Raw genomic sequence first — 18,806 nt, 5'->3', positions numbered from 1 at the left:
GAAGAGAAGGGCCGACTGAGTGCTTGATATACTATTCCTGATAGCATGCGCTCAAATGGCTTATGCGGGTACCAAATTTGTCCTTTGGGTGATCCGCCGCAGTTTACCTGTTCCCTTGGGCGGGTTCATGTGGCTGAGGTTTTTCTTCTGGTGGTCTGCCAGTTTGTTTGCCGCTGTCATTGTTTTTTTTGGGTTCGTTATCGCATCTGGTATTTTGGTTTTTGATGTCTGGGGGCTGGGTGAAAGGCTGGACCCTTCTATTGTGCTTATCGGAGGCCTCATCTTGTCTGCACCCTATTGGATTGGTTTGATTAAAGGGATAGATATACAAGTTACGCATAGGTTTTCGGAATGATCCGCCTCATCGAAAAAGGCCTGATGTTCGGCAACCTCGTCCACATCTCCAGCCCGGCTCTGGTCGAGCGGTATAATCGCGCGCTGCAGCATCTGGCTGGCAAGACCACGGCGCTGACGGATTTCCATGTCGATATCTCGGGCTATTCGCCGGAGGTGGGGATTGAGTTGGACGACCCGCTCTACCTCAACCCCAACGGGGTCAACCGGCAGTTCATCCTGCTGACGACCGAGCAGAAACGCGCGCCTTTGCTGAACGTCAAATTCTCGACCTCGCGCGATATCCTGCGCGAGTTTATCGAGATGAACGAGGCGCAGTTATTCGCCCTGACCGCAACCGATGCGGTGGCCGGAGAGTTGGTGAATTCGGTCTTCAAACTCACCACGCCCGATGATCTGCTGAACCTGCGCAAGATCGAGATTGAGGCAGATACCGCAGGCGGCACCCTGCGCAAGGCCGAGCAGCTGGCCGGCATGGTCGAACAGTTAAAAACCGCCGAGGATGCCTGGTTCGATGACGTGCTGATCGCCCGGATGATCGAAACTGCCAAGGAAACCGGAGACGTCACCCGCAACCCGGTCCGCCTGCGCCACACGGCGTTTGAGCAGCGCAACTTCTGGACGGCGCATTTCGGCGGGCTGTACCTGTTCCCGGACATGGATCACCCGGCGGCGATTTGCATGGGCGAAAAGCCCGATGATCTGAAAATCAAGTACACGTTTGACCCGTCTCAACGGAACCAGATTGCCAAATTCCTCGACTATAACGATCTGGTCGAACCCATCGTGAAGGCGCGCGGCGTGGATGCGGCGGCGATCCTTCAGCAAAAGATGGATTTCCTGACTGTCGCAGCGGCCGCAGATGCTGATGTTGACCTGACGGGATTGGATCGCAGCGACATGCGGCGTCTGGCGCGAAACCACTCGGATCGCCTGCCCGAGGCATATCACGGCCTTGCTCAGCTGTTGCGCTGGGCGACGGATGGCGGGCCTTGGCCGCGGATCACCTCGGACCATCCGGCGTATTTCTACACGCTGCGCGCCGCGGATACGCCGTACCGCGATTTGGTGAATATGTTGCTGTCGGAGCTGGCCCCGCTGGATCCCCGCCAGATGTTCATTTGCCACAAAGAGCTGTTCTACAGCACCTATGCCACGTGGCCTGAGGCCAAGAAGGCCTATGTTGCCGAGTTTCTGGCCCGCGAGTATCAAGTGGATAAATCCGGTGCCCGTGCGGCTCTGTTTGGTCATGAACCGGATATGAGCGGAGAAGATCGCGTCAGCGATGCGGTCATCGCGCGGGTCGGCCCATGGGGCGCAGTCGGGAGGGATTGATATGTTCGGAGCGATGCGCCTGTTTCTGGTCCTGCTGGTCTTGCAGACGATTGCCTATTTCGCGCTGTCGCTTTATTCGCGCGGCGTCCGCCGTCGCAAGCTTGAAACGTGGTGGGACGAGAAAGGCAAACAGGGAAACAAAGAGGCCTTTGTAGAGCGCGGGCTGCACGTCTATGACAATTCGTTCCGGCGCAAACTGATCCTGGCGGTGTATATTGTCCCTTGGGTGGCAATCGGCGCGTTGATCTACATCGTGAATTATATGTGAGGGTTACGGCATGGCCTATTTGAAATGGGCATTCATTATCATCTTTTGGGGCACGATCGCCGTGATCCTGCAATATTCGCTTCCGCAGCATGACGTGGTGCGCATCGTCAACACCTATGAAGAGCGGCAAGACCTGAACGATTGGACTCGCATCTTCTGGTCTGAACCCGAAGATCAATCCGCCAGTCTGTCGAACCGCGACGTGCAGTTCATCCAGGCCGTTCGCGCCAATGGCAAACCCATCGTCTACCGGAATGAGGATACCGGCTGGGGCTGGCCGTTCTATTTCAAGTTCGACACCGCCAACCTGTACACCGAGGCCAATGACGCGATCTCGGATAAGAACAATCCCGACTGGGTGGTTGTAACCCACTATGGCTGGCGCAACGAGTTCATGTCGATCTTCCCCAACGCCGTCTTTATCAAACCAGTCGAGGGGCCGGACGTGCGGATCATCCCGTGGTTCAACATTGTCTTCCTGACGGTCTTTGCCGCCATTGTCTGGGCGCTTTGGGTGCGTTGGCGCCGGTTCCGTCAGGCCCGGATCGACCCGATGCTCGAGTCGATGGAAGATGGGATCTACGCCGCAGGCGACGCCATCGACGAACGACGCAGCCGGTTCCGCCGTTGGCTGGACAGTTGGAAATCGAAATAGAAGCCCGGCCCATGAAGGGTGCCTTTATCGCACGATGAACTCGGCATGCAGGGCCCCCGCGGCTTTGATCGTTTTCAAAATGTCGATCATGTCGCGCGGCGAAACCCCCAGGGCGTTCAGCCCGGCCACGACCTCGGACAGGGTGGTGGCTTCGGGTATTTCAGCCAGGCCGGTGCCTTCCTCTTCTTCGATGCCGGCGAAGGTTCTGGGCACTACGACGGTCTCTCCGTCAGCAAACGGGTTGGGTTGAACCGCGATCGGAGCCTCCTCGACTGTCAGGGTCAGGTTGCCTTGCGACACCGCGACCCGGGAAATCCGAACTTCCTGCCCCATGACAATCGTGCCCGAACGCTGATCCACCACAACGCGGGCCTTTGTTTCAGGCTCAACCAGAATGTTCTCGATCCGGCCGAGTGCATGCGCAGTCGACGCGGATTGAGTGGCCGCGATGTTCAGCTCAACAGTTCCTGAATCGCGCATGATCGCCACAGCGCGGTTGAATTCGCGGTTGATGGCCGTTTCGATCCGGCCTGCTGTGGTAAAATCAGGCTCACGCAGGGCCAACCGCATTTGGGTCAGGGTGGATAAGTCAAAGTCGATCTCGCGCTCGACCCGCGCCCCGGATGGGATTACGCCCGAGGTTGGAACGCCCCGTACGACGGTCGCGGCCTCACCCTCGGCCGAAGCGCCGCCTGCCAGAACTGTGCCTTGGGCCACGGCATAGATCTGCCCGTCCGCAGCGTTCAGAGGCGTCATGATCAAAGTACCGCCCAATAGGCTGCTCGAATCCCCGATAGCCGAGACAGTGACGTCGATTTGCCCTCCGACCCGTGAAAACGGGGGTAGGCTGGCCGTCACAAGGACTGCAGCAACATTCTTGGGGCGAAAATCCTCGCCATTCACGTTCACGCCCAGCCGTTCGAGGATGTTAGACATAATCTCTTCGGTGAAGGGCGAATTCCGCAGCCCGTCGCCGGTTCCATTCAGGCCCACGACCAGGCCATAGCCGACCAGATCATTGCCGCGCACCCCATCGAAATCAACCAGATCTTTCAGACGGATTGCGCCGGCGAAAGCAAGGCTGGGCATCAGAGCCAGGAGAAAGACAAGAACCCTCATCTCAGGAAATTCACCAGTGAGAGGTTCGCATTGCGAACCGTAACGGAATAGAGGCTTTCCAGTTGGAATTGCACCGCCTGAAGCTTGGTGGCCGTTTCATAGGGATCGGCCTCGATCAGGGCGTTACGAGTGTATTCCAGACTGGTGCGCGCGGCGGCGTTGCGGCTTGTCGCCTGTTCGACACGCGCTTCGGCTGCGCCGACTTCGGCCCGCAAAATGACCGTGTCATCCTGTGCATTTGCCAAGGCAACACCTAGCTGTCTGAACAATCCGGTACGCTGATCGTTGGGCACTGCCAAGGCATCATCGGCAACGAGTGCGGCAACAGCGACATCCCTGATGGCTGCCTTCAACGCAGGATCCGTCGCCATGATGTCGAGGTTAATGCGTTCATTCTCGGCAATTTGCATGGACGGCAATGCCGCGTTGGACCCTTGGTAGATCACCGCGTCAAAACCTGCGGGATCGTCGAACCAGGCCTCGGCTGCGTTTCGAATATCGGTAACAGTCGCCAGGCCGGTCAACTCAGCCTCAAGCGCCGTCAGCAAGGTCGCGGCCGATGGCAGTGGTGAGACATCCGTGGCGGTGCCCGAAAACAAGCTGCGGCCGCCAATCCGTGTGTTCAGCGCGGACATCATCGTATCCAGCTCATTCCGGGCCTGGACCGAGGCCTGTTCGTGCGTCACAGCGTGATTGGCGGTTCCGAAGGCCAACAGCGTCGCCGTCATCTCGCCAGTTGAGTCGCTGAACACGCCAAGGCTCTGCTGCATGGCGCCCGAGAACAGTTTGGCCTCGGACGTGGCGATGCCAAACGCATCCAAACGTGTCAGGCTGCGGTCCAAATCGAGGAGATGCGAATAGTCGCCGCCCAGATGGCCCGAGACGTCCTGTACCTTGCCGGTCGACATTTCATACGACAGGGTTTCGATCTGTTGCTTGATCTGGGTGGACCGGGTCTGCAAGGTCAGACCGCGGGCAAGATCGCCTATGGATGTCAGTGTCATGTCTATAGCCTCAATAGGGTGTCCATCAGCTCATCCACGACCGAGATGAGACGCGCATTGGCCGCATAGGCCTGTTCGATCTGCATCAGCTGTTGCAGTTCCTGATCGGTATCAACGCCCTGTTCCGCCTCCAGCTGTTGCATCTGCTTTTGGGCGCCGGTGGCGAATGTCTTGCGTTGCTCGGCGACATGAGCATTTGCACCGACGCGCGACATCATCGCCTCGGCGATCTCAGAGGCGCGTAAGGCTCCGGTGCCAAAGATCGCGCCGGCGACCGGGCGAGTTTCGACCAGAATTGCGCTGAACGCCTGCAGCTGCGTCGAATCTCCGGGGTCGTTCGGGATGGCTGCGCCCAGGCCTGCTCGCAGTCGCCAACTGTCGCCACCGGCATCCGGGTTGACGACCGCGTTGAGGCTGATGCGCGACGCCAGCCCCGACAGCATCGCTAAATCCAGACGGTTGCCGTCGTCCGTGAACAAACCTGGATCGGTTGCCAATGCTGTCGGATCCAAACCGGGTGTCTCGAACCGCTCCACAAGATCGTGTGCCACCGTGTCGAGCTGGGTTTGAACCTCGGGTGCAAGCTGGTCGCGGATTTCAAACTGGGCCGCCAGCGCCCCGCCGCGGATCTGCGCGCCATCACCACTGGTCCGCACCGGGTTTCCGTTCATTTCCAGCCCCGACAGTAGGCCGTTGCCAACGGTCATATGGGGTTGGGTGTCGCCTGTGGTGGTGAAGGAAAACTCGGCCGCTTTACCTTCAAGCAGGATCAGCCCGCCATCGGAGTAGAGAGAAACACGGTCATTATCGCGCGGGACGACATTGACCGGAATCAGTTCATTGACCTGGTCGATCAGAACCTGCCGCTGATCCAGAAAGGCATTGATATCACCGCCCGAGTTCCGGATCGCAGGAATTCTGGCGTTCAGATCCTCGATATCCTTGAGGGTCTGGTTCAGGCTGGCAATCTGCGACCCGATCGCCCGGTCTGCGTCCGAGCGCAATTGGCGCACTCCTTCGGACGCCCGGTTCAAACTGGCGGCCAGATCGCCGCCGCTACGGGCCACTTGATCCAAACGCTCGACTGAATCGGGCAGGCTGGCGGCGGTGATCAGGCTGCTTTCGAACTCGGCCAGACGATTGGAGAGAGACGCCGCATCCTCAGGCGTACCCACGACCCTTTCCAGCTGCGTGTGAAAACCTGACACAGCGGATTGGTATGACATATCGGCGTCCGTGGCGCGGCGGTTGGCCGTCAGAACCGGGTCCTGATGCCGTATGATGCCCGCAGTGCGCACGCCGTTGCCCGATATCAGGCTGGTGGTTAGTTCCAACGAGCGTTTTGCGTAGCCGGGCGTCAGGGCGTTTGCGATGTTTCCGGAAACGACCGACGCACCCCGGCTGGTGGCGGTCAGGCCGGTCATGGCGTTGTTCAAAGCTGTCGACAGGTTCATCCGACGGGTCCTTTCCGAGGGTCAAAGTCAGCGTTTGATATTGGTGGTTTCCTGCAGCATCTCATCGACGGTCTGGATCACCTTGGCGCTTGAGGAATAGGCGCGCTGTGTCTTGATCATCGAGGTCAGCTCGGTCGCGACATCCGTGGTGGATTCCTCGCGCGCGAAGGATACGAGATCACCTGTTGGGCCCTCGCCTGCATTCCACAGGAAGAACGTGCCGCTTTCGCGCGACGGTGCATATGTCTGGCTATCCAGCGCGGTCAGGCCGTTGGGGTTTGGGACATCAGCCAGAGGGATCTGGAACATGCGGCGACTGACGCCTGTGTCATAAAAGGCGTAGACATATCCGTTTTCATCAACCTGAACGCTGGTCATCGTTCCAACCGCCGACCCGTCGCGTGTGATCGAGACGGGGGCAAATGTGTCCGATAACTGCGTAATCCCATTCGCATCGCCGATCTCACCGATATTGATCTCCATCGGGCCGCCCGCGACGTTCACAACCACGCTGCCGGTTGCCGGATCATACGCCCCGCCCGTTACCGGAGTGACCGTGGCAAGTGTGCCACCCGCGGTCCGGCTGTCGGTGAAGGTCAGAGTGTATTCGCCGATCACCGCCCCGCCCGATGCAGAATCACGCATGATCATGGTCCATTCATTGCTGGACCCCGTTGCCGGAACGGTTGGCACCAGCTCGATATCGACGCTTTCGGACTTGCCCAGGTTGTCGAAATACTCAACAGACAGGGGCTGCGTATCACCCGGCGCGCCCGCATCTGTGGCGGTCGCGGGCAGGTTCATACGCAGGTTCATCTGAGTTGTCGGGGCACCGGACAGCTGGTTTACACTCAGCTGAATGGGCTCCAGCGCCGCTGGCGTATCACGTGGCACTGCGGGGATCGAGCCATCCGGATTCGCGCGCCACCCCAGAAGCACCAGGCCGGATTCGGTGACCAGATAGCCCTGATCATTGGTGCGAAATGACCCGGTAGTGGTCAGCAGCATCTCATTCGAGCCGCCTGCAATCTGCGAGCTTGGCCGCACCGGCAGCATACCCCGCCCGCGCACCGCCAAATCGGTCGAATTGTTCGTAGTGACCAGCGATCCGCGTTGATCAATCAGCCGCTGGCTTGTGGTGCGCACACCACCGGCGGAATAGCTGCCCCCCTGACCCGAGGTGACCATGGAATGAAAATCCGTCTCCACCCGCTTGTAGCCATAGGTTGAGGAGTTGGCGATGTTGTCTGAAATCGTAGCCAGCCTGTTGGCATTGGCCTTCAACGCCGCCACACCGGCATTCAGCGAAGAGGAAATGGTCATTGGCACGCCCTTCTGTTGCGTCAATCGTTGATGCAACAGCTAACGCGCTGGGCCTTAACAGCGCGCTAACATGTAAAATGCCACCTATCCTTTAGCGATTTCGCAGAAAGATAATTTCGATCCGGTTGTTGCGAACGGCCATGGGATTGCTGCTCGACAACTCTCGGTCCGCGTGTCCGGTTACCCGGTCAAGTCGTTGTTCTATAAAACCTTTATCCTCAAGAAGCTGCCGGACAACCTGCGCTCGCGCAGTGGACAGATCCCAGGCCGGGTTGTCGGCCAGAACCACCGGAGACGCGCTGACATGCCCTTCGACGGCGACATCGTTGCGCACCAGGTCCGATGATCGGGCCACCAACAAAGCAAGCGCGCGCATCATCGCGGTCGGCTTGTCAGTTCCCGATTCGAACAGAGGCTGATCTTCGGTCTCGAACAGTTCGACCACCAACCCTTCGTCGGTGACGCGCGTGACGATGTGCTTCAGCACCTTGTCCGACACGATACTTTCGCCGGTGCGCCCCAATAGTTGCGCCTCGAGCGTCGAGAATTCCTCGGTCGTTCCCTTGCCTGCGCCGTCTGCATCCACCCCGGTGGACCCCCGCGCCTTTTGGGCCTTGGTCGGGACGCGGGCGCTTGCGCCCGACCCGTCCATTACCATCGTCTTCTCGGAAAACATGTTGTTGCCGCCAAAGGCGCCGTCCCCACCACCCGAGACCGGGTTGACCGGGATCGTTGGCGAGAAGTAATCCGCCAGCCCTTTGCGTTGTTTTTCGGTCGTTGCATTCAGCAGCCACATCAACATGAAGAAGGCCATCATGGCCGTGACGAAGTCCGCATATGCGACCTTCCACGCGCCACCGTGATGGCCATCGCCACCTGATACACGCTTCTTCTTGATGATGATTGGCGCCGCATTGGTTTGCGCACCCATCTCCACCACCTTTTTATCACCCAGTTACAGGGGTAGCAGCGAAGGTCTTAAGGGCGGCTTAATACTTAAAATGCTTCGGATTTCGCATCATCGCGGCAAACCCGCCGAAGCCCGGCGCAGGATCAGGGACAACCGGTTGAAGCTGTTCTCAATACCCTCCGGATCGGTTTTGCCGAAGAAGCTGTCCAGCTCTTCATGAACACGAACGGCCTGATCCAGCAGCGGGTCCGAACCTTCGGCATAGAGACCGGCCCTTATCATCACCTCGGACTGCTCGTAGCTGCCCACCAGCTTGCGGGTTTCCGAGATCATCTGGTTCTGGGCCTCGGTCGCGGCAGCAGGCAAGCTGCGCGACACCGAGCGGCTGAGGTCAATCGCGGGGAATCGCCCGCGTTCGGCGATGTCGCGGCTCAGGACGATATGGCCGTCCAGAACCCCGCGCAGGATATCCGCAACGGGTTCGTCCATATCGGAGCCAGCGACCAGAACGCTGAACACGGCAGTGATGTCACCCTGCGCCTGTGTGCCCGGACCGGCGCGCTCACACAGATTGGCGATCAAAGGGGTCACCGACGGAGGGAACCCGCGCAGCGAGGGTGATTCCCCCATGGCTACGGCGATTTCTCGATGCGCCTCGGCAAAGCGCGTGACCGAATCGGCCAGAAACAGGACATTGAGGCCCTGATCGCGCAGAAACTCGGCCACCGACATTGCCGACCACGCGCAGCGGCGACGGACCAGAGCGGACTGATCCGAGGTCGCCGCCACCACAATAGCGCGTTTCATCGCCTCGGGCCCCAGCGCATGGGTCACGAACTCATTCACTTCGCGCCCGCGTTCCCCGACCAGAGCCACCACAACCGCATCCGCCTGCATCGACCGGGCCAGAGTCGCCAGCAGCGTCGACTTACCGACGCCCGAGCCAGCGAAAAGGCCAACGCGCTGGCCCTGCACGATCGGCAGCATGGTGTTGAGCACAGACAAACCCGTTGCAATTCGCTTACCCAGCGGTTTGCGCTCCACAGCGGGCGGAGGAGGTTGCACAATGTCCCGCGCCTGCGCCCCTGGCAGCAGCGGTTTTCCGTCCAGCGCCCGGCCAAACGGGTCAATGACCCGACCCAACCAATGTATCCCTGGCGAAAACTCGGGCGAGGCCTTCAGGCTCACACGATCACCAAGGCTGACGCCATCGGGGGCAGAGCCGGGAATCATGTGAATATGCTCGGCCCCCACATGTAGAACTTCGCCCTCAAGATCAGGGCCCGAGCGGCGGTGCAGTTTCAACAGATCACCGATTCGCGCGGGTTCGGTCAGACCGCTGACCTCGATCATCCCATGCGCCACACCGGACACAAGGCCCACATGGCGCACTGCGGACAGCCTGTCGAATTCGTATTTCAGAAGCATCGGATCGAGATCGGACATTGTGGGTTCTCCAACTGGGTTCTGAAAACGGTTTCTAAAGGAATCGGGGTTAAGCCTTGATTGAAATTGATCGAGGGAGAAGCCCCGATGTTCTCTGACCTGAACGTCTTTAAGACAGCGTACGCAATGGCAACCCATGCCGGACAACGGCAGGCAGTCATTGCGCGCAACATGGCCAACGCAGATACGCCGGGCTACCAGCCACGCGATATCGAGGCCTTTGAAACCGCATTCGAAAACACCGCCGCCAAGACCGAGATGACTGCCAGTCGGCAGGGCCATTTGAACGGCAGCAGCCCAACCGGGCAGAGCTGGGCCGAGTATGAAGCTGAGCCGCACGGGGATCCCAATGGCAATGGCGTGTCGCTGGAAGGCGAGATGCTCAAAGCGATTGAAGTCAAGCGCCAGCATGACCGCGCCCTGGCGATCTATCGCTCGTCCATCGGCATTCTGCGCACAAGTCTTGGCCGCGGGTAAGGAGCGTTTGATATGAGCGATTTTTCCCATTCCCTATCCGCTTCGGCCAGTGCGTTGCGCGCGCAGGCGGCCCGGCTACGGCACGTGTCCGAGAATATTTCGAACGCGGATACGCCCGGATACCGGCGCAAAACCGTCCCATTTGAGACCGTCCAGCAGGACGGTAAGGCGATGGTGCAGGCGGGCCGTGTGCAACTGGATCGCCGCGACCTGTCGCGCATTCACGACCCGAGCCACCCGCTTGCGGATGAAAGCGGGCACTACCTCGGCTCGAATGTCGATCTGATGATCGAGATCGCCGACGCGCGTGAGGCGCAGCGCAGCTACGAGGCCAATCTGAAGATGTTCGATCAGACGCGGCAGATGTCGTCGTCACTTATGGAATTGCTTAGAAAATAAAGGAAAGCCAGAATGGATATCCGATCCCTGACCGCCGCACAGAACTACACTGTGGCGCGACCCGCAACGCAGGCCAATCCCGACCATGAAGGTATGGCACAGGGCCTGCGTTCAACGATTCAGGACTTTGCTACAACGCTCAAGCAAAGCGAACAGATGTCGCAGGCCGCGATGACAGGGCAGGCCGACCCGCATGCGCTGGTGCAGGCGCTGGCCCAGACTGAACTTGCGGTCGAAACCGCCGTGATCGTCCGCAACAAGGTGGTCGAGGCCTATCAGGAAATCCTGAGAATGCCGGTCTGAGCCATGCTGAGCGAAGGTCTTTTCTACGACATCGTCCGTCAGGCGCTTTGGGTCGCGGTGATCACCTCGGTCCCGATCCTGACGGTGGCGCTGATCTCGGGCCTGATCGTGGGTCTGTTTCAGGCCCTCACCTCGGTGCAGGAGATGACGCTGACCTTCGTGCCCAAACTGATCGCCATCGTCGCCGTGTTCTGGATTTCGATGGGGTTCATGACCCAGACACTTGTCACGTTTTTCACGGGAACCCTGGTTCCGTTGATCGCAGGAGGTCGCTGATGGATACCGCCTATGTCACCTTGTCTCGCCAATCCGGGCTGATGAATGAAATGCGGTTGGTGGCGAATAACATAGCCAATGCCAACACCACCGGCTACCGCGCGCAGGGGCTGGTGTTCTCGGAATTTGTCCGCGACATGCCGGGCAACCCGTCCCTGTCCATGAGCCGGGCCGAGGCGCGCAATACCTCTCAGCAGCAGGGTGTCCTGACTGAAACCGGAGGGCAGTTCGACTTTGCAATCGAAGGGGACGGCTTCTTCATGGTGGAAACACCCGACGGCAACCGCCTGACCCGCGCGGGCAGCTTCTCACCCAATGCCGAGGGCGACTTGGTCGCCCCGGATGGCGCACGGGTGTTGGACAGCAATGGCTCGCCGGTTTTCATCCCGCCCGATGCGGCCTCGATTGATGTGGGCAGCGATGGGACACTCAGTGTCGAGGGGCAATTGCTGGGCCAGATCGGAGTCTACCGCGTTGAAGACCTCAAGGATCTGGTGCGTGAGGGCAATACGCGGTTCAGCGCGACCGGCAATATAGACCCTGTTGATGAGCCGGTTGTGCTGCACCGATTTCTCGAAGGTTCGAATGTCAACGCCATCGCTCAGGTGACCCGGTTGATCGAAATCCAGCGCGCCTATGAATTGGGTCAAAGCTTCCTCGAAACCGAACATGAACGGGTACGCGGCGCGCTCAAGGCGCTGATGCGCTAAGAAAGGAGACATCCCATGCGGGCATTGAAAATCGCAGCGACAGGTATGACCGCGCAGCAAATGCGGGTCGAGACGATCTCGAACAACCTCGCGAACATGAACACCACCGGATATAACGCACGCCGGGCCGAGTTCGCGGATCTGCACTACCAACAGATGGCGCGGGCCGGGGCGGTCAATGCCTCAGACGGTACGGTGCTGCCAACGGGTATTCAATTGGGTCTGGGCGTGCGCCCGGCCGCCGTAACGGTGCAACTGGCGCAAGGGGCCGTGTCGGCCACGGGCAATGATCTGGACGTGGCCATCGAAGGGCGCGGCTATCTTGAGGTGGCGCTGCCCAACGGTCAGGCCGCCTTTACGCGCGATGGCAGTCTGAAACGCTCGGCCGAAGGGCTGATCGTCACGTCGGACGGGTTCGCCGTCTCACCCGAGATCACAATCCCGGACGATGCGCGGTCCATTTCGATCAACGCCTCAGGCGAGGTCTACGCCTATTTCGACGATGCCCCCGAAGGCCAACGGCTGGGCGAGTTCACCTTGACCAGTTTCTCCAACGCCAAGGGACTTGAGGCCATTGGCAGCAACCTGTTCAAAGAGACCGAGGCCTCTGGCGCGCCGGTGCAGGGCGTCCCGGGCGAGGACGGGCTGGGCACATTGCGGCAGGGATACCTTGAGGATAGCTCGGTCGATGCCGTGCGCGAGGTGACGGAACTGATCGAGGCCCAGCGGGGCTATGAAATGAACGCCAAGGTCATCACCGCCGTCGATCAGATGATGAGCGCAACGACGCAGGTGCGCTGATGCGTGTGTTGCTATTGAGCCTGGCCCTGATGGCGCCTGTTGGGGCCCTCGCCGAGATTGTGGTGCCGACCCGGACGATCCGCGCGAAAGAGATCATCTCGCCCGCGGATCTTGAAACGAAGCCCCGCGATCTGCCGGGGGCTGTAACCGATCCGAATGCTCTGATCGGACAGGAGGCCCGCGTTGCTCTCTATCCCGGCCGCCCCATTCGCGCGGCGGATGTCGGTCCACCCGCGCTTGTGGATCGCAACGATCTGGTCGTTCTGGTGTTCAGCAGCCAGCCGCTGTCGATCACCACCGAAGGCCGCGCGCTGGGCCGTGGTGCGGTGGGGGACCGAATTCGTGTAATGAACCTGTCCTCGCGGACAACAGTGACAGGCCGCATCCGGTCTGATGGTCAAATCGAGGTAAAATGATGTCTGGATTGTCAAAACCCCTTCTTCTTGCGGTACTTACGATTTCGGCATGCGGACGGTTGGATCACCTGGGCAAACCGCCCAGCTTCACTCCGGCCGAGGACTCGCCGGAACAGGTGGCGATGCTGTGGCCGGGCCTGCCTTTACATACCCAACCGCAGCGAACGGTGGATCGATCATCGCTCTGGAGTGGCGGGCAGCAGTCTTTGTTAGGCGACCAGAGGGCCATCAAGAAAGGCGATATTCTGACTGTCGTCATTGAGCTGGATGAAGAGGCCGAGATTTCCAATAACACCAACAGGTCGCGGTCAGGATCTGAAAATCTATCGGTCCCGAACCTGTTCGGATTGCCGCAAAGGGCACAGGATAAACTGCCCGAGGGGGCCTCGTTCGACGAGGCAGTTGGGATCGAGTCCGAGGCCTCGAGCTCCGGCCGTGGGTCAGTGCGGCGGAATGAGAAACTGACCCTGCGCGTGGCAGCGACGGTGATCGATGTGCTGCCGAACGGAGTTCTGTCGATCTCCGGCGCGCAAGAGCTGCGCGTGAATTTCGAACTGCGAGAGTTGCTGGTGGCGGGCTATGTGCGCCCTCAGGATATCTCGCGCAAGAATGAGATCACCTATGACAAAATCGCCTCGGCACGGGTGTCCTATGGTGGTCGCGGGCAAATTACGGATGTGCAACAGCCGCGCTATGGTCAGCAGATCCTCGATACCGTTTTGCCATTTTAAGGGGCTCTCATGATCAAGAAACTGCTTCCCGTGATCTTTTTGGTCGTTGGCACGGGCGCCGGTATCGGCGCTGGGACCTTCCTTGGGTCCGGCGAAAAGAAGAAAGAAACCGAAGGTGTCGAAAAAGTTGAAAAGGCAGACAAAGAAACCAAGAAAAAGCCTGACATGCCCAAGGATAAGGGAAAAAAGGGTGAGGGTGGAGGCTTCGAGTACCTCAAACTCACCAAGCAATTTGTCGTGCCGATTGTGGAGGATGAGGAGATCTCAGCCCTTGTCACCATGTCCCTGAGCCTTGAGGCAAACTCGGCCATCACAGAAACCTTTTATGCGATCGAGCCAAAGCTGCGGGACGGTTTTCTGCAAGTGTTGTTCGATCACGCCAATACCGGGGGGTTTGACGGAGCTTTCACGCATTCCGACAATCTCAGCACCTTGCGAAATTCGCTACTTGAGGTGGCGAAGAAGGATCTGGGCGATGATGTCTCGAAGGTCCTGATCATGAGTGTCAGTCGGCAGGATACCTGAGGCATTCACGGCTTGTGCCGTGCTTGCAAGCGCTTCTGTTCTGCCTTGAGGGCGTCATTCAGCCGTTCAACGGCCTGTTTGCGCCCAAAGGCCTGACGCAGTTGCTGCAGGGCCGCAAGTTTTTGCGCCCGGCATCGCGCCAATTCCATGTTCAATTGTCGCCGCGTCGCGGCCTCCCACCCGTTCCACAAGACATCGGTTCCGGTGATCTGATACCCATCGGTTACTGCGCTGTCCTGACGAGTTTGCACAACCTGGGCATCAAGACGCGCCAACTGCGCCTGCACACGCGCTTCGGCCTCCAACACGGGGCGCAGCTTTTGGTACTCGCTTTGATAGACCGCTTCGGTGACCGATTTCAGGGCGGGCAATTCGTGACGTTTCATCCAATCTGTCCTTTTGCGCGTTTTCGCATGGCTTCGGCAAAGCGGATCGCAGCGGCGACCGGGCGGTAGTGCTCTTCGGTGATCTCCTGCCCGATCTCGACCGCTGCATGAATCGCGCGCGCCGTTGGTGGATCCGAATGGATGGGAACGCCAGCCTCGCCCGCAGCCGACCGGATTGCGGCGGCCACCTCGTCGACACCCTTGGCAACACAGACAGGGGCCGCCCCCACCGCACGGGACCATTTCAACGCGACAGCATAGTGGGTCGGGTTCACGATCACGACGTCGGCTTTCGGCACATCGGCCATCATCGGATTGGTCGCAATCTCATGCGCCCGCGCGCGGCGTTGTTGTTTGACATGCGGGTCACCCTCGGCGTCCTTGGTCTCATCCTGGATTTCCTTGCGCGACATCCGGTTCTTGCGCATGTGTTCGGCATATTGCCACACGTAGTCGACGACCCCGATCGCAAGTGCGATGGTGATCACGATGAACAGAAAGCGAAACAGCAGGTTCATCATCAGCAAGATCGACCCATGAGCCGGGGCTGCGCTGGCGGAAACGATTTCGGTCAGATTGGCCTTGAGGAACAGGGCCAGACAGGTGCCGTAGATCACCAGTTTTGCAAAGCTCTTGGCGAATTCGAACAGCCCGCCCCGCCCGAACTTGTTCTTGGCGTTGGACAGGAGTGAAATCCGCGAGAGTTTCGGTTGCAACTTGGTTGGCGCAAAAATCAACGCGCGTTGGGCGATAAGGCTGAGGAGGACGGCCGCTGCCGGAAGCGCAAACAGAAAGGCCACCGGCAAAAGCGCGCCTTTCAGCAGTCCGGCGACCGGTGCGGATGCCGGCCCCGATGTGACAAGATGAGCGATATCATCCGACTGGTCGATCAGAACCACAAACAATGTGCCCATCTGATCGACTGTAAACTTGCCGACCGTCAGCAGCGCGATCAGCAAGCCGGTATAGGCGGCGACAACGGACAGGTCGTTGGACTTTGCAACCTCACCTTTTTCACGCGCTTTCTGCAGCTTCTGCGGCGTCGGGTCAAAGGACTTGTCACTGTCGTCGTCCGCGCTCATCGACCGGATTCCAGTGGATTGAGGGTGAATGAGAACAACGCATCCGCCCAAACGGACAGGATCAGGGGTGTTCCGGCAAATAGCAGGAACAGCCCGGCAAAGGTGATCGCGGGGGCGCCGACAAAGGCAACCATCAGCTGCGGCATCGCCCTGTTGATAACCCCAAGGGCGAGGTTGTAGATCAATGAAGCGATCACGAATGGGGTTGCCAGCGCAAAGGCCAGACCAAAGCTGTGAGCGATCTGTCTGACACCCCATTGCGACAGATCAGAGGCCGAAAGGACCTGACCTATCGGGAACATCGCGTAGCTGTGGATCAGAAACTCAGCAACCCGGATATGCAGCCCCATCAGCACCGCCAAGGTCAGCCCGGCCAGGGTCAGGAACATCCCCAACGCAGGGGCCGGGTCGGCGGCCGCGCCACCCAGAAGCTGAGACAGCGAGGTCGATTGTGCCGCAATGGACCCGGCGGTCTGCAGGGCCAGCACAAACAGGCGTAGCCCCAATCCCAGAACCATGCCGATCAGAACCTCGGTGCCAACCAGACGGGCCATCGGCAGCAGCCCTGGACCCGTTTCCGGGGAAGGCACCGCAGGTAACACGATCAGGGTAAAGGCCGCGGCGACCGCAAGCTTGACCCGGACCGGGATGCTGCGTTCGCCAAAAGCGGGCAAGAGGGTGACCAGGGCGGACACCCTCAGAAAAACGGCAAACACATGCCACAACCCCGTGCCGAGGTGCCCCAACAGCTCGGGGGGCAGGGCGATCATGCGGGTACGGTTCCGACCAGGGCGGGGCGTGCCTCGAGCCCGATCTCTTCGAAGGAAAGAACCGGATTGGACACCCCGCGCGCCTGCATGATGGAACGCAGCAGGCGACGTCGGCGGGTAGAGGTCACGACCGCCGGAAACAACCCGTGATCGGCGGATTGTGCGACGCTGTCCACCACACCATCGGCCAGCTTGTTGAACAGGTTGGGGGGCAACGCCACGTCCAGACCGGCAGCGGGGCCGTCGATCTGGTAGCTTGCAAACGTATCCTCCCATTCCGGAGCCAGTTGGATCAGCGGGATTGAGCCATCCTCACGTTTCATCTCGGCCACCAGCTGAAAGCCCAGCCGTTGGCGGACCAGCTCGCAAATGCCTTCGGGCTGGGTGGTGGTCAGGCGCGCTTCGGCCACGCTTTCAAGAATCAGGGCCATGTTGCGGATCGAGACACGCTCATCCAGCAACAGCCTCAGAACAGCGTGCAGGGTGTCGATAGGGACCTTGTCCGGGATAAGCTCGTCCAGCAATTTGCGGTTGGCTTCGGCCCGGACAGGATCGCTGAGGCGGGTCATTTCCGACAGCAGACGCCGTAGAGATTTCAATGTCAGCAGGCGTGAGAAGTTCTGCTTGATGATCTCCAGAAGATGGGTCGCCAGAATCTCGGGCGGTGAGACGATAGTGGCGCCGTTCAGGGCGGCTTCCTCTTGATCTTTCGGTAGAATCCAGCGAGCGGGTGCACCATAGACGGGCTCGGTCACGTCATTGCCGTCAGGCAGAAACTCGTGCCCGTCCTGCACCAGCGCCAGCACAAGATCGGGGTTCAGCACGCCGCGCGCCTGTTCGACGCCATGCACCTTGATGACATAGGTACCTGTGGGCAGCTCAGCGCGGTCGGTCAGGCGGATCTCGGGCAGGATAAGACCAAAGGTCGAGGCCACATAGGTCCGCATATTCGCAATGCGCGCGTCCAGCCCGGTTCCGGGGTTCAGCACCATGCTGACAAGGTCGGGCGCGAATTCCAGATGCACGTCGTCCAGATCCAGAATATCGCCAATGGCTTGGGACACAGGCGTTTCCGCCTCGGGCGTGGGGGTCTGGGCCTGAAGCGCTTCGGCCTTCTGCTTTTGATGGACACTGTAGGCTGCGTATCCCAACACGCCCGCGCCCAGAATGAAGGGAAGGAAGGGCAGGCCGGGTACGAGTGCGAAAAGAACCATCAACACAGCCACTGTGCCCAGCGCGGCCGGGTGTTTGCCCAGTTGCGAGAAGATGGCATTGTCAGTCGCGCCCTGCGTGCCGCCGCGTGCCAGCAATAAGGCCGACGCGATGGAGATGATCACCGCCGGGATTTGCGAGACCAGACCATCGCCAACAGTCAGAATAGCGTAGGTTTCAAAGGCGGAGATAACCGGCATGCCATGAACGATCACGCCCATGACCAGCCCCATCACAAGGTTCAACAGCGTGATCAACAGCCCGGCAACCGCATCACCTTTGACGAATTTCGACGCCCCGTCGAGCGAGCCGAAAAAGGTCGTCTCTTGCTGTTCGCGTTCGCGACGCTCTTTCGCTTGCTGGTGGTCGATGGCCCCGGCGGACATGTCGCTGTCGATGGCCAGCTGTTTGCCCGGCATCCCGTCCAGAGCAAAGCGTGCACCAACTTCGGCCATCCGCGCGGCACCCTTTGTGATCACCATGAAATTGACGATCAGCAGGACGCAGAACACCACGAGGCCCAGAAAGATACTGCCGCCCATCACGAAATTGGCGAAGCCTTCGATGACGTTGCCCGCCGCATTTGGCCCGGTATGGCCCTGACCGATGATCAGTTTGGTGGATGAGACGTTCAGCGACAGCCTCAGCATCAGTGAGGCCAGCAGGATCGTCGGGAAGGATGAGAAATCCAGCGGGCGTTCGATAAACAGCGTCAGGGTGAAAATCAGAATCGCCAGCGCAAAGGAGGCGGCCAGCCCTACATCCAGCACCCAGGCGGGCATCGGCAGGATCATCATCACGATAACGGTCATCAGCGCCACCGCCAATAAGACAGTGGGCGAGAACAGGG

Annotated in this window: 23 protein-coding genes; 13 read left to right on the top strand and 10 right to left on the bottom strand. The window is 59.7% G+C overall.

The features are described from left to right. The first annotated feature begins 19 nt into the window (after positions 1–19). The 4 genes from AC2FD8_RS02450 to AC2FD8_RS02435 are packed head-to-tail and all read left to right on the top strand — an operon-like array spanning position 20 to position 2,612. Positions 20–355: a hypothetical protein gene (locus AC2FD8_RS02450; protein ID WP_496853472.1), complete on the top strand. Its 336-nt coding sequence runs from the start codon at positions 20–22 to the stop codon at positions 353–355. Continuing rightward, on the top strand, positions 352–1,689 hold the full coding sequence (locus AC2FD8_RS02445; RefSeq protein WP_496853473.1) for a DUF6638 family protein: 1,338 nt from the start codon (positions 352–354) through the stop codon (positions 1,687–1,689). Before AC2FD8_RS02450 ends, AC2FD8_RS02445 begins: the two co-directional genes overlap by 4 nt. 1 nt (position 1,690) lies before the next feature. After that, on the top strand, positions 1,691–1,957 hold the full coding sequence (locus AC2FD8_RS02440; protein ID WP_170379920.1) for a hypothetical protein: 267 nt from the start codon (positions 1,691–1,693) through the stop codon (positions 1,955–1,957). A 10-nt stretch (positions 1,958–1,967) separates the two neighbouring features. Continuing rightward, the gene (locus AC2FD8_RS02435) at positions 1,968–2,612 is read left to right on the top strand and encodes a DUF1523 family protein (RefSeq protein ID WP_496853474.1); all 645 of its coding nucleotides are present in this window, start codon (positions 1,968–1,970) and stop codon (positions 2,610–2,612) included. 24 nt (positions 2,613–2,636) lie between these two features. Here AC2FD8_RS02435 and AC2FD8_RS02430 read toward each other — a convergent pair whose 3' ends face one another. The 6 genes from AC2FD8_RS02430 to AC2FD8_RS02405 all read right to left on the bottom strand — a co-directional run bounded on the left by AC2FD8_RS02430 (position 2,637) and on the right by AC2FD8_RS02405 (position 9,868). Further along, positions 2,637–3,731 (bottom strand): flagellar basal body P-ring protein FlgI, encoded by a 1,095-nt coding sequence (locus AC2FD8_RS02430; RefSeq protein ID WP_496853475.1) that lies wholly within the window; start codon positions 3,729–3,731, stop codon positions 2,637–2,639. Then, positions 3,728–4,735 carry a flagellin gene (locus tag AC2FD8_RS02425; protein WP_496853476.1) on the bottom strand — a complete coding sequence of 336 codons (1,008 nt, stop codon included), beginning with the start codon at positions 4,733–4,735 and terminating at the stop codon, positions 3,728–3,730. Before AC2FD8_RS02425 ends, AC2FD8_RS02430 begins: the two co-directional genes overlap by 4 nt. Before the next feature lie 2 nt (positions 4,736–4,737). Beyond that, a complete protein-coding gene (gene flgK, locus AC2FD8_RS02420) occupies positions 4,738–6,189 on the bottom strand; it encodes a flagellar hook-associated protein FlgK (protein ID WP_496853477.1) in 1,452 nt (483 codons plus the stop codon). A gap of 27 nt (positions 6,190–6,216) precedes the next feature. Further along, complete coding sequence (locus AC2FD8_RS02415) at positions 6,217–7,512, bottom strand: flagellar hook protein FlgE (RefSeq protein ID WP_496853478.1); 1,296 nt, start codon at positions 7,510–7,512, stop codon at positions 6,217–6,219. A gap of 91 nt (positions 7,513–7,603) precedes the next feature. Continuing rightward, positions 7,604–8,443: a flagellar motor protein MotB gene (locus AC2FD8_RS02410; protein ID WP_496853479.1), complete on the bottom strand. Its 840-nt coding sequence runs from the start codon at positions 8,441–8,443 to the stop codon at positions 7,604–7,606. Between the two features lie 87 nt (positions 8,444–8,530). After that, the gene (locus AC2FD8_RS02405) at positions 8,531–9,868 is read right to left on the bottom strand and encodes a FliI/YscN family ATPase (protein WP_496853480.1); all 1,338 of its coding nucleotides are present in this window, start codon (positions 9,866–9,868) and stop codon (positions 8,531–8,533) included. 87 nt (positions 9,869–9,955) lie between these two features. Here AC2FD8_RS02405 and AC2FD8_RS02400 point away from each other — a divergent pair, with 87 nt between their 5' ends. Genes AC2FD8_RS02400 through AC2FD8_RS02360 form a run of 9 tightly spaced genes read left to right on the top strand, consistent with a single transcriptional unit; the run spans position 9,956 to position 14,506 of the window. Further along, on the top strand, positions 9,956–10,345 hold the full coding sequence (locus tag AC2FD8_RS02400) for a FlgB family protein (protein ID WP_496853481.1): 390 nt from the start codon (positions 9,956–9,958) through the stop codon (positions 10,343–10,345). Positions 10,346–10,357: 12 nt separating this feature from the next. Further along, positions 10,358–10,744, top strand: a complete 387-nt coding sequence (flgC, locus tag AC2FD8_RS02395; protein ID WP_170479807.1) for a flagellar basal body rod protein FlgC — start codon at positions 10,358–10,360, stop codon at positions 10,742–10,744. 12 nt (positions 10,745–10,756) lie between these two features. After that, positions 10,757–11,047, top strand: a complete 291-nt coding sequence (fliE, locus tag AC2FD8_RS02390; protein ID WP_496853482.1) for a flagellar hook-basal body complex protein FliE — start codon at positions 10,757–10,759, stop codon at positions 11,045–11,047. A 3-nt stretch (positions 11,048–11,050) separates the two neighbouring features. Beyond that, positions 11,051–11,323, top strand: a complete 273-nt coding sequence (locus AC2FD8_RS02385; RefSeq protein WP_496853483.1) for a flagellar biosynthetic protein FliQ — start codon at positions 11,051–11,053, stop codon at positions 11,321–11,323. Then, a complete protein-coding gene (locus tag AC2FD8_RS02380; RefSeq protein ID WP_496853484.1) occupies positions 11,323–12,033 on the top strand; it encodes a flagellar hook-basal body complex protein in 711 nt (236 codons plus the stop codon). The genes AC2FD8_RS02385 and AC2FD8_RS02380 overlap by 1 nt, the downstream gene beginning before the upstream one ends. A gap of 15 nt (positions 12,034–12,048) precedes the next feature. Beyond that, positions 12,049–12,834 carry a flagellar basal-body rod protein FlgG gene (gene flgG, locus AC2FD8_RS02375; RefSeq protein WP_496853485.1) on the top strand — a complete coding sequence of 262 codons (786 nt, stop codon included), beginning with the start codon at positions 12,049–12,051 and terminating at the stop codon, positions 12,832–12,834. Next, complete coding sequence (gene flgA / locus AC2FD8_RS02370; protein WP_496853486.1) at positions 12,834–13,250, top strand: flagellar basal body P-ring formation chaperone FlgA; 417 nt, start codon at positions 12,834–12,836, stop codon at positions 13,248–13,250. Before flgG ends, flgA begins: the two co-directional genes overlap by 1 nt. After that, entirely contained in the window at positions 13,250–13,981 is a 732-nt protein-coding gene (gene flgH, locus AC2FD8_RS02365) for a flagellar basal body L-ring protein FlgH (protein WP_496853487.1), read from the top strand. Before flgA ends, flgH begins: the two co-directional genes overlap by 1 nt. Positions 13,982–13,990: 9 nt before the next feature. Beyond that, positions 13,991–14,506, top strand: coding sequence for a flagellar basal body-associated protein FliL (locus AC2FD8_RS02360; protein WP_496853488.1), 516 nt, complete (start codon positions 13,991–13,993; stop codon positions 14,504–14,506). Between the two features lie 5 nt (positions 14,507–14,511). Here the strand turns inward: AC2FD8_RS02360 and AC2FD8_RS02355 are convergent, their stop codons facing one another. The 4 genes from AC2FD8_RS02355 to flhA are packed head-to-tail and all read right to left on the bottom strand — an operon-like array spanning position 14,512 to position 18,768. Then, the gene (locus AC2FD8_RS02355) at positions 14,512–14,892 is read right to left on the bottom strand and encodes a hypothetical protein (protein ID WP_496853489.1); all 381 of its coding nucleotides are present in this window, start codon (positions 14,890–14,892) and stop codon (positions 14,512–14,514) included. Next, entirely contained in the window at positions 14,889–15,974 is a 1,086-nt protein-coding gene (flhB, locus tag AC2FD8_RS02350) for a flagellar type III secretion system protein FlhB (RefSeq protein WP_496853490.1), read from the bottom strand. Before flhB ends, AC2FD8_RS02355 begins: the two co-directional genes overlap by 4 nt. Beyond that, positions 15,971–16,744, bottom strand: a complete 774-nt coding sequence (locus tag AC2FD8_RS02345; protein WP_496853491.1) for a flagellar biosynthetic protein FliR — start codon at positions 16,742–16,744, stop codon at positions 15,971–15,973. Before AC2FD8_RS02345 ends, flhB begins: the two co-directional genes overlap by 4 nt. Continuing rightward, positions 16,741–18,768, bottom strand: coding sequence for a flagellar biosynthesis protein FlhA (flhA, locus tag AC2FD8_RS02340; RefSeq protein ID WP_496853995.1), 2,028 nt, complete (start codon positions 18,766–18,768; stop codon positions 16,741–16,743). The genes AC2FD8_RS02345 and flhA overlap by 4 nt, the downstream gene beginning before the upstream one ends. Between the last annotated feature and the right edge of the window lie 38 nt (positions 18,769–18,806).

The sequence above is a fragment of the Ruegeria sp. YTSC192 genome, from assembly GCF_059609705.1.
Note: the sequence above shows the minus strand (reverse complement) of the source record. Positions and strands in the feature narration are given on the sequence as shown.

Coding starts and splice junctions, on each gene's coding strand:
- AC2FD8_RS02445 (WP_496853473.1), top strand. CDS start 352: ATGATCCGCCTCATCGAAAAAGGCCTGATGTTCGGCAACCTCGTCCAC.
- AC2FD8_RS02440 (WP_170379920.1), top strand. CDS start 1,691: ATGTTCGGAGCGATGCGCCTGTTTCTGGTCCTGCTGGTCTTGCAGACG.
- AC2FD8_RS02435 (WP_496853474.1), top strand. CDS start 1,968: ATGGCCTATTTGAAATGGGCATTCATTATCATCTTTTGGGGCACGATC.
- AC2FD8_RS02430 (WP_496853475.1), bottom strand. CDS start 3,731: ATGAGGGTTCTTGTCTTTCTCCTGGCTCTGATGCCCAGCCTTGCTTTC.
- AC2FD8_RS02425 (WP_496853476.1), bottom strand. CDS start 4,735: ATGACACTGACATCCATAGGCGATCTTGCCCGCGGTCTGACCTTGCAG.
- flgK (WP_496853477.1), bottom strand. CDS start 6,189: ATGAACCTGTCGACAGCTTTGAACAACGCCATGACCGGCCTGACCGCC.
- AC2FD8_RS02415 (WP_496853478.1), bottom strand. CDS start 7,512: ATGACCATTTCCTCTTCGCTGAATGCCGGTGTGGCGGCGTTGAAGGCC.
- AC2FD8_RS02410 (WP_496853479.1), bottom strand. CDS start 8,443: ATGGGTGCGCAAACCAATGCGGCGCCAATCATCATCAAGAAGAAGCGT.
- AC2FD8_RS02405 (WP_496853480.1), bottom strand. CDS start 9,868: ATGTCCGATCTCGATCCGATGCTTCTGAAATACGAATTCGACAGGCTG.
- AC2FD8_RS02400 (WP_496853481.1), top strand. CDS start 9,956: ATGTTCTCTGACCTGAACGTCTTTAAGACAGCGTACGCAATGGCAACC.
- flgC (WP_170479807.1), top strand. CDS start 10,358: ATGAGCGATTTTTCCCATTCCCTATCCGCTTCGGCCAGTGCGTTGCGC.
- fliE (WP_496853482.1), top strand. CDS start 10,757: ATGGATATCCGATCCCTGACCGCCGCACAGAACTACACTGTGGCGCGA.
- AC2FD8_RS02385 (WP_496853483.1), top strand. CDS start 11,051: ATGCTGAGCGAAGGTCTTTTCTACGACATCGTCCGTCAGGCGCTTTGG.
- AC2FD8_RS02380 (WP_496853484.1), top strand. CDS start 11,323: ATGGATACCGCCTATGTCACCTTGTCTCGCCAATCCGGGCTGATGAAT.
- flgG (WP_496853485.1), top strand. CDS start 12,049: ATGCGGGCATTGAAAATCGCAGCGACAGGTATGACCGCGCAGCAAATG.
- flgA (WP_496853486.1), top strand. CDS start 12,834: ATGCGTGTGTTGCTATTGAGCCTGGCCCTGATGGCGCCTGTTGGGGCC.
- flgH (WP_496853487.1), top strand. CDS start 13,250: ATGTCTGGATTGTCAAAACCCCTTCTTCTTGCGGTACTTACGATTTCG.
- AC2FD8_RS02360 (WP_496853488.1), top strand. CDS start 13,991: ATGATCAAGAAACTGCTTCCCGTGATCTTTTTGGTCGTTGGCACGGGC.
- AC2FD8_RS02355 (WP_496853489.1), bottom strand. CDS start 14,892: ATGAAACGTCACGAATTGCCCGCCCTGAAATCGGTCACCGAAGCGGTC.
- flhB (WP_496853490.1), bottom strand. CDS start 15,974: ATGAGCGCGGACGACGACAGTGACAAGTCCTTTGACCCGACGCCGCAG.
- AC2FD8_RS02345 (WP_496853491.1), bottom strand. CDS start 16,744: ATGATCGCCCTGCCCCCCGAGCTGTTGGGGCACCTCGGCACGGGGTTG.
- flhA (WP_496853995.1), bottom strand. CDS start 18,768: ATGACCGTTATCGTGATGATGATCCTGCCGATGCCCGCCTGGGTGCTG.